Source organism: Acidiphilium sp. PM, assembly GCF_000219295.1.
GTDB classification, from domain to species: domain Bacteria; phylum Pseudomonadota; class Alphaproteobacteria; order Acetobacterales; family Acetobacteraceae; genus Acidiphilium; species Acidiphilium multivorum.
In genome coordinates this window covers 1-9,294 of the sequence record NZ_AFPR01000028.1, presented here as the reverse complement: position 1 = coordinate 9,294, position 9,294 = coordinate 1, and the positions used below count along the sequence as shown (strand labels likewise).

The following is a 9,294-nucleotide window of genomic DNA, read 5'->3' as shown; positions in this document are numbered from 1 at the left end:
CCCCGCCCGGAGGCAGTGGCCCGGGTCGGCTGCCGGGCCTGGGCCGAGGCGCTCGCCGCCTGGTTCGATCCCGACCTGCCGGACCCGCCGCCCTTGCCGCCGCCGGTGGGCCTGCCCGCGATCGATGACGGGCTTGCGCGGCTGGCCCGGCAGGCGGAACTTGTCCGTGAACCCGTGACTTCGGAGACCATCGCATGAGCGATCAAGGCCCAACCCGCCGCAATGGTGGCGTGGTGCGCATTATCGAGGCGCTGCTGTTTGGCGGGCGCTGGCTGCTGGCGCCGCTCTATCTCGCGATGCTGGTGCTGCTGGCGCTGATCGTCGCCCGTTTCATCGTCGAGCTCATCCATGCGGCACCCGGACTGATCGCGATGAGCGAGACGCAGGTGATCATGGCGACGCTGTCGCTGATCGACCTCTCGCTCACCGCCAACCTGATCGTGCTCGTGATTCTCTCGGGCTACGAGAATTTCGTCGCCCGCATCACCCTGGCGGAGGGCGACCGCCGGCCGGAATGGATGGGCAGCATCGATTTCGGCGCCCTCAAGCTGAAAATGCTGGGGTCGATCACGGTCATCGCCGCGGTCCATGTCACCCGCGTCTTCCTCGAGGTGCGCACCGAATCAGACCGCGTCGTGCTGTTCCAGTCCGGGCTGATGCTCGCGCTGGTGCTCACCGGCGTGCTTCTCGCGCTGACCGACCGGCTCGCCGGTCACGACTGAAGCAGCGCCGCGAGGAAGCGGCGGAACCGGTCGGGCTCGACCCTGTAGGCCTGCGGCGCGGTCTCGTGGATGCCTTCGCTCAGCAGGCCGATCCGCTGGCCGCGCAGTGCGGCGATCGCCGACTGGTCGAGCGCGTGGCAGCGGATCACCCCGGTCACGCAGTCCGGCCCGGCGAAGATCGCGTTGTGCAGGCCCGAGCCCATTGGCCCCACGATCGCCCGCGCGCCGGCGAACAGCCCGACCTGTTCGGCGAAGGGCAGGGTTTCCGGCCGCAGCACGGCGAAGCCGAATTCGTCGCGGGCAATGGCGGCGATCTCGCTCTCGTTGACGTAGCGGCGTTGCGGCGCATCGGGATTGGCGAAATCGCCGCGGGCGACGAAGATCCGTGGCACGGGTGCTGCGGGCGGGCGGGTTGTGCGGGCGATGAAATCGTCGATCAGCGATCCGGTCAGCGGATGATACCCGCCGCGCCGGCCGAGCAGCGGGAGGATGATGGCGCGGTCGAGATCGAGTTGCTCGTGCGCCGAGTCGAACCAGATGGCCTGTTCGGGATCGATCCCGAGATGATCGTGCAGGATCGCGATGAACCAGTCCGGCATCTGGCGGTCGAGCACCGGGAGGGCGCCAGACAGCAGCGGCGAAAACCGGGCGGCGAGCAGCAGCTTCGGCAGCATCTCGATCAGCAGGTGGCCGTAGACCCGAACGCCCCAGCCGTGAAAGACGAAGGCCGGCCGCGCCTCGCGCCGCGGCGGCAGGGTGGCGAGGCGCGCCGGCATCGCCCCGTCATCCTCATGCACGACGCGGCGGACATAGACGGGCATGACGCTCTCGTCATCGAGCAGCGCGCCGCCATGCCATACCAGCCCCGGCCCGGCGAGGCGCGCCCGCATCGGCCCGAGCAGGGCGAGATCGAAGGCCTCGCGCGGCGCCTCGGCGTGGAGCCGGATCCATTCCGGCGCAATGAATTCCGGATCCGCCGGGCGTGGCATGGGAAGCGGCGCCGGCATCGCGGCGGCGGCGAGGCGGATCCGCGGGATCGCGCCGCCCGCCGCGCGCAGCAGGCCGGACGGTTCAGCGCTCGTAATGGTCCGCCACCAGCCGGTCGAGCAGGCGGACGCCGAAGCCGGTCGCCCCCTTCGGGCCGACGGCGCCGTCCTTGGTCGCCCAGGCCATGCCGGCGATGTCCAGATGCGCCCAGGGCACCTTGTTGACGAAGCGCTGGAGGAACTGCGCCGCGGTGATCGAGCCGCCGGCGCGGCCGCCGCCGATATTCTTCATGTCGGCGATGTCGCAGTTGATCAGCTTGTCATAGGCCTCGCCCATCGGCATGCGCCATACGCCCTCGCCGGTGATCTTCGCCGCCTCGGCGAGCTGCCCGGCCAGCGTGTCGTCGTTCGAGAACAGGCCGGCATTCTCGTGGCCGAGCGCCACGATGATGGCCCCGGTCAGCGTCGCGAGGTCGACCATGAAGCGCGGCTGGAACCGCTCCTGCGCGTAGGCCAGCACGTCGGCCAGCACCAGCCGGCCCTCGGCGTCGGTGTTGAGCACCTCGATCGTCTGGCCGGAATAGGAGGTCACGACATCGCCCGGCCGCTGCGCGCTGCCGGAGGGCATGTTCTCGACCAGGCCGACCAGCCCGACCGCGTCGACCCGCGCCTTGCGCCCGGCAAGTGCTGCCATCAGGCCGATCACCGTGCCGGCGCCGGCCATGTCCCATTTCATGTCCTCCATCCCGGCGGCGGGCTTGAGCGAGATGCCGCCGGTATCGAAGGTCACGCCTTTGCCGATGAAGACCAGAGGATCGTGCGGGACGGCGCGCTCCTTGCGCGCAGGTTTCGCCGCCTGCTTCGCCTGTGCCTTGCGGCCGCGCGCCGGCGCCTCGGGCTCGGAGGCGCCGAGCCATTGCATGACCACCACGCGCGGCTCGTTCACGCTGCCGCGGGCGACGCCGAGCAGCGCGCCGAAGCCAAGTTTCTCAAGGTCGCGCTGGTCCATCACCTCGACCTTTACGCCGAGCGATTTCAGCGTCTTCGCGCGGTCGGCCATCTCGGCCGGGGTGAGGATGTTGGCGGGCTCGGAAACGAGATCGCGGGTCAGCTCCACGCCGGCGGCAAGGGCGGCGAGCGGGGCGAAGGCGGTGCGCGTCGCCGCCGTATCGGACGCCAGCACGGCGAGATTCGCGAGTTTCGGCTTCTGCTCCTCCTTCTGGCGGGTGCGGTAGCGGTCGAACCGGTAGCTGCGCAGCCGCGCGCCGAGGGCGGCATGGGCGAGCAGGGCGGGGTCGAGCGCATCGGCGGCGAGCGAGGCGGACGGCTCCTTCAGCAGTGCCGCGGCGGCGGTCGCCCCGGCGCTCTCGGCGCGGTGGGGGGTGACGTCGTCGGCGGCGCCGAGGCCGACCAGCACCACGCGGTCGAGACCGGCGCCGGGCGCGATCAGGGTTGCGGTCTGCCCGCGCTTGCCGGTGAAGCGCGCCGCCGCCATCGCGCGGGTGAGCCCACCTTCGAGGGCGGCGTCCAATGCTGCTGCAACACCGTCGAGCGCCGCGCCCTCGGCCAGCAGCAGGGCGAGCGCACCGCTTTCGGGCAGCGCGGGCTTTGCAAATCCGATATCGATCATGCCGTCTTGTCCCGTTTTCCGTTTCGTTTAGCGACGCAATCCAGCATGCTCGCCAATTTGGTGTTTTCCAAGCCCCGGGATATCAGGCGGGCATGAACGACAATCAACTGCTCGAACTCGCAGCCTCGCTGGCCGAGGCCGCGGGGCGCGAAATCCTTGCCGTCCGTGCCGGCGGCTTCACCGTTGACCGCAAGGCCGACGAAACCCCGGTGACGATCGCCGACACGCGCGCCGAACGGGTGATCGTCGAGGGGTTGCGCCGTGCCGTCCCCGAGATCCCGGTGGTTGCCGAGGAAGAAGTCGCCGCTGGCCGGCAGACCGATCCCGGCCGCCGGTTCTGGCTGGTCGATCCGCTCGACGGCACGCGGGAATTCGCCGAGGGGCGCGACGAGTTCGCTGTGTGCATCGGCCTTGTGGTCGATGGCCGGCCGCATCTCGGCGCGGTCGGCGCGCCGGCGCAGGGTGCCGTCTATGGCGGGATCGTGGGGCAGGGGGCCTGGCGGCAGAACGGTGCCGGCCGCCACCCGATTGCCGCCCGCACCCCGCCGGCGGAGGGGATCACCGTCTATGCATCTCGCCATTACGCGGACGATCCGCAACTCGCCGCCTATCTCGCCCGCTACAAGGTAGCGAAGCTGACGAATATCGGCTCGGCGCTGAAATTCTGCCGCCTCGCCGAGGGCGCGGCCGATTTCTACCCCCGCCTCGGCCGGACCATGGAGTGGGACACCGCGGCGCCGCAGGCGGTGCTGGAGGCGGCGGGTGGCCGCGTCGTCACCATGGCGGACGAAACCCCCCTCCGTTACGGCAAGAAGGGGTTCGAGAACCCCCACTTCCTCTGCTTCGGCCGCGCCGCCGGCTGAAGGCGTGGCTCAGGGCGCCGGCCAGAGCCAGGCCGCGCCCCGCACGCCCGAGGAATCGCCGTGCTTGTTGCGGACCACCGGCGTGTCGAACGTGTCGCTGATGATGTAGGGTTTCATCAGCCCCGGCAGGTCGGTGTAGAGATGGTCGAGATTCGACAGTCCGCCGCCCAGCACGATCACGTCCGGATCGAGGATGTTGACGATCATGGCGAGGCCGCGCGCCAGCCGGTCCGCATGGATGGCGAGGGCGCGGATGGCGCGTTCCTCGCCCGCGGCGGCGCGTGCCGGCACAGAGCCGGCATCCCGGGCGCCCGTCCCGTCCGCCTCTGCGGCCAGTGCCGGGCCGGCGATGTAAGTCTCGAGGCAGCCCGGCTTGCCGCACCAGCAGCGCCGCAACGGCATTTCCTCCATGCGTGGCCAGGGCAGCGGGGTATGGCCCCATTCGCCGGCGATGTGATGCCGCCCTTCCAGCACCTTGCCGTCGATCACGATGCCGCCGCCGCAGCCGGTGCCGATAATCACGCCGAAGACGCAATGCGCGCCCGCGCCCGCGCCGTCCGCCGCCTCGCTCATCGCGAAACAGTTCGCGTCGTTCGAGACGCGGACGGGCCGGCCGAGCTTCGCCTCGAGGTCCTTGTCGAACGGGTTGCCGTTCAGCCGCTCGGAATTGGCGTTCTTCACGAGGCCGGTGGCCGGGCTGATCGTCCCTGGAATGCCGATGCCGATGCCATGCGCCGGGCCGAGCCTGGCCTCGGCATCCTGAACGAGGCCGGCGATCGTGTCGATCGTCCGACCGTAATCCTGCGGTGTCGGAACCCGCACGCGATGCGCCAGCGAGCCGTCGGGCATCAGCGCCGCGATCTCGATTTTGGTCCCGCCCAGGTCGATGCCGATGCGATAGGTCATGATCTGTCCCGTCCGTTACGTCCGGCGCCTCTATCACGCCATTGGGCCTATTGCTCAAGAGGCGGCGAGGCGTCACCATGTTCCCATGGCGGACAGACAGCTCGACGCGCGCTATCTGAAAGGGCCGATGCCGGTGCTGCGGGCGGCCCGCGAACTGCGCTCCATTGCCCCTGGCACGCGGCTGCGCGTGCTCGCGACAGATCCCCGCGCTGTCGTCGATTTTCGCGATTTCTGTCGCGATGCCGGCCACGCGCTGATCTCGTGGAGCGAGGTAAAGGGCGTCTTCAGCTTCACCATCCGCGCCGGCGGCGCGAAACAGGAGGCCGCCGCGAAAGAAGCGGCCCGGCACGACACCGCCAGATAAGCAAACCAACAGGGAGACTCCGAGACAGATGCCCGTTGCCCTGATCACCCATCCCGCCTGCTTCGACCACGATACCGGCCCGCACCACCCCGAGCGCCCGGCGCGGCTGCGGGCCGTGCTGGGCGCGCTGGAAACGCCCGAATTCCAGCATCTGCTGCGCGAGGTGGCGCCGGAGGCGCCTGAATCCGCGCTGCGCGCGGTGCATCACGACGCTTATGTCGATTCGATCCTGGCGATGGCGCCAGCGGAAGGCGAACCGGTGCATCTCGATGCCGACACGCTGATGAGCCATGGCAGCCTCGCCGCGGCGCTGCGCTCGGCCGGCGGCGCCATGCGCGCGGTCGACGCGGTGATGGAGGGCTGGGCCCGAGCCGCCTTCGTTGCCACGCGGCCGCCGGGGCATCACGCCGAGCCGAATCGTGCCATGGGCTTCTGCCTGTTCGCCAATGCCGCGATCGCCGCGCATCATGCCCGCGCCCATGATCTGAAGCGCGTTGCCGTGGTCGATTTCGATGTCCATCACGGCAACGGCACCCAGGCGATGTTCGAGACGGATGCCGACCTGTTCTATGCCTCCTCGCACCAGTATCCGTGCTATCCGGGCACCGGCCGCCCTTCCGAGCGCGGGGTCGCCGGCAATATCGTCAACGCCGCGCTGCCGCCCGGCTCGGGCTCGGCCGAGTTCCGCGCCGCCTGGCAGGACACGCTGATCCCCGCACTCGAGCGGTTCGCGCCGGAACTGCTCATCATCTCCGCCGGGTTCGATGCCCACCGGTTCGATCCGCTCGCCGAACTCAATGTCGAAACCGCCGATTTCGCCTGGCTGACCGAGGCGCTTGTGCGCGTCGCCGACCGGCATTGCGGCGGCAAGGTGGTTTCCCTGCTCGAGGGCGGCTACGATCTCGAGGCGCTCGCCGCTGGCACCGCCGCCCATGTCCGCGCCTTGATGCGGCATTGATCCGGCGCTATCGCGGGGAAAACTTGGGAGTTTCGATCATGGCCGCAGCCAAGCCGGACGCCGGCGCCCCGGAGTCGGGACCGGACATCGACAAGTTGTCCTTCGAGGATGCCCTGGCCGAGCTGGAGCGCATCGTGCGCGGGCTCGAAACCGGGCAGCAGAAGCTCGAGGACGCCATCGCCGCGTATGAGCGCGGCAGCCGTCTGAAGCAGCATTGCGAGGCGCGGCTGGCCGAGGCCGAGAGCCGCGTGCAGTCGATCGTCGCCCGCGCCGACGGCTCCCTTGCCCTGAAGGACGACCAATGACCGCCACCGAGTCCGATGCCGCTCTCGCCGCTGCCCTCAGGGACGCGGCTGCCCTGATCGAGACCGAACTCGACGTGCTGCTGCCCCTGCCCGAGGGTGAGGAGCGCCCGCTGGTCGAGGCGATGCGCTACGCCGTGCTCGGCGGCGGCAAGCGGATGCGCGGCTTCCTCGTGATCGAGACGGCACGGCTGTTTTCGGTCAACATCACCTGCGCCGTGCGCGTTGCCGCCGCGGTCGAGATGCTGCACGCCTATTCGCTGGTGCATGACGACCTGCCGGCGATGGATGATGACGATCTGCGCCGCGGCAAGCCGTCCTGCCACAAGGCCTTCGACGAGGCGACCGCGATCCTGGCCGGCGATGCGCTGCAAACCCGCGCCTTCGAGGTGCTGGCCGAGCCGGACACCCATTCCGATCCCGAGGTGCGCTGCGAACTGGTGCTGGCCCTCGCGGCCGCCTCCGGCGCGCGCGGCATGGTCGGCGGCCAGATGATCGACATCGTCTCGGAAGGCCGGCAGCTCGAACCGCCGGTGATCACCCGCCTGCAGGCGCTCAAGACCGGGCGGCTGATCCAGTTCAGCGCCGAGGCCGGTGCCATTCTCGGTCGCGCGCCGGGGCCGCAGCGGCACCATATCGCCGGCTACGGCCGGGATCTCGGCGCAGCCTTCCAGATTGCCGACGACATTCTCGACGAGGAGGGCTCGGATGCCAGCCTCGGCAAGACCGCCGGCAAGGACGCTGCCCAGGGCAAGGCGACGATGGTCGCGGTGATGGGGATCGAGCGCGCGCGCACCCATGCGGCGCATCTCGCGAGCCAGGCCGCCGCCTATCTCGACAGTTTCGGCGCGAAGGCGGATCTGCTTCGCGCGCTGGCCGCCTTCACGGTCAACCGCCGGAACTGACCGGCGGACGATGCGGATCGTCATCGCCAGCCGGATCCTGAACGAGGAGGACATCGTCGAGGCCTTCGTGCGGCACAACGCGAGCTTCGCGGCGCACATGCTCTTCCTCGACAATGGCAGCACCGACCGCACGCTCGCGATCCTGCGGGCGCTGCGCGACGAGGGGCTTCCATTGTCGGTGTTCCAGGCCCGCGCCGTCGGGTTCGACGAGGCGCGGGTGAATTCATGGCTCTACGAGACCGCCGACGGGCTGCACCACCCGGATTGGGTGGCGTTTCTCGATGTCGATGAATTCATCGTCGCGGGCGAGGGCGGGCTGGGCGGCGCGCTTGCCGCGACGGTGGCGGGCGCGGCGACGGTGCCGCTCGTGCATTATTTCGACACCGTGGACGACGATCCGGCCGAACCGGTCGTCCCAAGGCGGATGCGCTGGCGCGCGCGGCAGACCCCGCCGGTGCCCAAGGTCATCGTGCGCGGCGGCTTCGGCGCGCGCTGTGCCGTGGCACCCGGCAATCATGGTGCGTCGGTCGATGGCGTCGCGCTGCCGCAAATCGGCCTGCCCGGCGCCGCACTCGCGCATTATCCCCGCCGCTCCGGCTGGCACGACCTGCAGAAATGCGGGATCGGCTGGCTCAAGGTGCTGGCGGCCGGCGCGGCTGCGCTGCAAAACCGCTATTCGGAACACTATCAAGTGCCGTTCGAGCGTTTGCGTGATGCTCCCGCGAGCCTGATCGGCGACCCGGCCTATCTCGCCCAGCCCGTGGACCCGGCGCGGATGGTGTTCGACCCGATCGACTATCGCGGTGGCGAGCTGCGCCATACGGTGCCGTCCGACCCGGCGATGCGCGCGCTCGCGGCGGCGTTGCACCATGCCGAGGCGCTGGCCCGTGCCCATGGCCGCCTGCTTGACGAGTCGGTCGAGGCGCGCGGCCTGGTCGCGCGATGGAACGCGGAGCGCGAATTCCTGTTCTGACCGGAGCCGCGGCGACCGGCATGGAGGGCGGCATGGACCATGAGGCGAGGGGTGGAGCGGGGCGCCGGCGCATGGATCGCGATCGCCTTGCCGCGTTCAGCGACGGGGTGCTCGCCATCATCATCACGGTGATGGTGCTCGAGCTGAAGACGCCGTCCGGCCCCGAGCTTGCCGCGCTGTCCGCCAGCTTGCCGACGCTCGCCGGCTACGTGCTGAGCTTTCTCTATGTCGCGATCTACTGGAACAACCACCATCATCTCTTCCAGCTGGTCGAGCGGGTGAATGGCACGATTCTCTGGGCCAACATCCACCTGCTGTTCTGGCTGTCGCTGATCCCCTTCGCCACCGGCTGGCTCGGCGAGTACCCCCGCGCCTCGGGCCCGGCGGCGCTCTACGGCTTCGTCCTATTGATGCCGGCGATTGCCTGGAAGATCGCGCAGGCGGCGATCATCCACGCGCAGGGTCCAGACTCCCCTCTGGCGACGGTGCTTGGTCGCGACATCAAGGGGAAGATTTCACCGCCGCTCTATCTCGCCGGCCTGGTCCTCGCCTTCGTCTCGCCCTGGATCGCCGATGGACTTTACGCTCTGGTCGCCCTGTTGTGGTGCGTGCCGGACCGGCGGATCGAAGCGTTGTTCGACGGGCGCTGAGCGCCGCTCAGCCGGCCCGCGCCCGCTCGCGCAGT

At 69.8% G+C, this 9,294-nt stretch carries 12 protein-coding genes; 9 read left to right on the top strand and 3 right to left on the bottom strand.

Annotated features, from left to right (window positions below):
• The coding region (locus APM_RS00915; RefSeq protein ID WP_138919139.1) for a hypothetical protein at window positions 1–198 on the top strand (198 nt) is incomplete at its 5' end.
• Window positions 195–722 (top strand): YqhA family protein, encoded by a 528-nt coding sequence (locus APM_RS00910; RefSeq protein WP_007421475.1) that lies wholly within the window; start codon window positions 195–197, stop codon window positions 720–722. The genes APM_RS00915 and APM_RS00910, both read left to right, overlap by 4 nt.
• On the opposite strand, the gene APM_RS00905 is transcribed toward APM_RS00910, so the two are convergent.
• Together APM_RS00905 and APM_RS00900 are read right to left on the bottom strand one after the other, a co-directional pair.
• Window positions 713–1,711: a DUF563 domain-containing protein gene (locus APM_RS00905; protein ID WP_007421474.1), complete on the bottom strand. Its 999-nt coding sequence runs from the start codon at window positions 1,709–1,711 to the stop codon at window positions 713–715. The two genes, APM_RS00910 and APM_RS00905, sit on opposite strands and share 10 nt — an antisense overlap.
• Window positions 1,712–1,793: 82 nt before the next feature.
• Window positions 1,794–3,338, bottom strand: a complete 1,545-nt coding sequence (locus APM_RS00900; RefSeq protein WP_007421473.1) for a leucyl aminopeptidase — start codon at window positions 3,336–3,338, stop codon at window positions 1,794–1,796.
• Between the two features lie 92 nt (window positions 3,339–3,430).
• On the opposite strand from APM_RS00900, the gene cysQ reads away from it, so the two are divergent.
• Complete coding sequence (gene cysQ / locus APM_RS00895) at window positions 3,431–4,201, top strand: 3'(2'),5'-bisphosphate nucleotidase CysQ (protein WP_007421472.1); 771 nt, start codon at window positions 3,431–3,433, stop codon at window positions 4,199–4,201.
• Window positions 4,202–4,210: 9 nt separating this feature from the next.
• On the opposite strand, the gene APM_RS00890 is transcribed toward cysQ, so the two are convergent.
• Window positions 4,211–5,107 (bottom strand): ROK family protein, encoded by an 897-nt coding sequence (locus APM_RS00890; protein ID WP_007421471.1) that lies wholly within the window; start codon window positions 5,105–5,107, stop codon window positions 4,211–4,213.
• Here APM_RS00890 and APM_RS00885 point away from each other — a divergent pair.
• From APM_RS00885 to APM_RS00860, 6 genes are all read left to right on the top strand, one after another.
• Window positions 5,106–5,471 (top strand): sulfurtransferase TusA family protein, encoded by a 366-nt coding sequence (locus APM_RS00885; protein ID WP_013639560.1) that lies wholly within the window; start codon window positions 5,106–5,108, stop codon window positions 5,469–5,471. The two genes, APM_RS00890 and APM_RS00885, sit on opposite strands and share 2 nt — an antisense overlap.
• 28 nt (window positions 5,472–5,499) lie before the next feature.
• A complete protein-coding gene (locus APM_RS00880; protein WP_007421469.1) occupies window positions 5,500–6,429 on the top strand; it encodes a histone deacetylase family protein in 930 nt (309 codons plus the stop codon).
• Between the two features lie 38 nt (window positions 6,430–6,467).
• Window positions 6,468–6,734 carry an exodeoxyribonuclease VII small subunit gene (locus APM_RS00875; protein ID WP_011942068.1) on the top strand — a complete coding sequence of 89 codons (267 nt, stop codon included), beginning with the start codon at window positions 6,468–6,470 and terminating at the stop codon, window positions 6,732–6,734.
• Window positions 6,731–7,636 carry a polyprenyl synthetase family protein gene (locus APM_RS00870; RefSeq protein WP_007421467.1) on the top strand — a complete coding sequence of 302 codons (906 nt, stop codon included), beginning with the start codon at window positions 6,731–6,733 and terminating at the stop codon, window positions 7,634–7,636. Before APM_RS00875 ends, APM_RS00870 begins: the two co-directional genes overlap by 4 nt.
• Before the next feature lie 10 nt (window positions 7,637–7,646).
• A complete protein-coding gene (locus tag APM_RS00865) occupies window positions 7,647–8,609 on the top strand; it encodes a glycosyltransferase family 2 protein (RefSeq protein WP_007421466.1) in 963 nt (320 codons plus the stop codon).
• A gap of 71 nt (window positions 8,610–8,680) precedes the next feature.
• Window positions 8,681–9,259 carry a TMEM175 family protein gene (locus tag APM_RS00860; RefSeq protein WP_007421465.1) on the top strand — a complete coding sequence of 193 codons (579 nt, stop codon included), beginning with the start codon at window positions 8,681–8,683 and terminating at the stop codon, window positions 9,257–9,259.
• Window positions 9,260–9,294 lie beyond the last annotated feature (35 nt).

What these genes read in the sequence shown, in the direction of transcription:
- APM_RS00875 (WP_011942068.1), top strand. Translation starts at nt 6,468, where the DNA reads ATGGCCGCAGCCAAGCCGGACGCCGGCGCCCCGGAGTCGGGACCGGAC.
- APM_RS00905 (WP_007421474.1), bottom strand. Translation starts at nt 1,711, where the DNA reads ATGCCACGCCCGGCGGATCCGGAATTCATTGCGCCGGAATGGATCCGG.
- APM_RS00880 (WP_007421469.1), top strand. Translation starts at nt 5,500, where the DNA reads ATGCCCGTTGCCCTGATCACCCATCCCGCCTGCTTCGACCACGATACC.
- APM_RS00890 (WP_007421471.1), bottom strand. Translation starts at nt 5,107, where the DNA reads ATGACCTATCGCATCGGCATCGACCTGGGCGGGACCAAAATCGAGATC.
- APM_RS00865 (WP_007421466.1), top strand. Translation starts at nt 7,647, where the DNA reads ATGCGGATCGTCATCGCCAGCCGGATCCTGAACGAGGAGGACATCGTC.
- APM_RS00900 (WP_007421473.1), bottom strand. Translation starts at nt 3,338, where the DNA reads ATGATCGATATCGGATTTGCAAAGCCCGCGCTGCCCGAAAGCGGTGCG.
- APM_RS00885 (WP_013639560.1), top strand. Translation starts at nt 5,106, where the DNA reads ATGATCTGTCCCGTCCGTTACGTCCGGCGCCTCTATCACGCCATTGGG.
- APM_RS00870 (WP_007421467.1), top strand. Translation starts at nt 6,731, where the DNA reads ATGACCGCCACCGAGTCCGATGCCGCTCTCGCCGCTGCCCTCAGGGAC.
- cysQ (WP_007421472.1), top strand. Translation starts at nt 3,431, where the DNA reads ATGAACGACAATCAACTGCTCGAACTCGCAGCCTCGCTGGCCGAGGCC.
- APM_RS00860 (WP_007421465.1), top strand. Translation starts at nt 8,681, where the DNA reads ATGGATCGCGATCGCCTTGCCGCGTTCAGCGACGGGGTGCTCGCCATC.
- APM_RS00910 (WP_007421475.1), top strand. Translation starts at nt 195, where the DNA reads ATGAGCGATCAAGGCCCAACCCGCCGCAATGGTGGCGTGGTGCGCATT.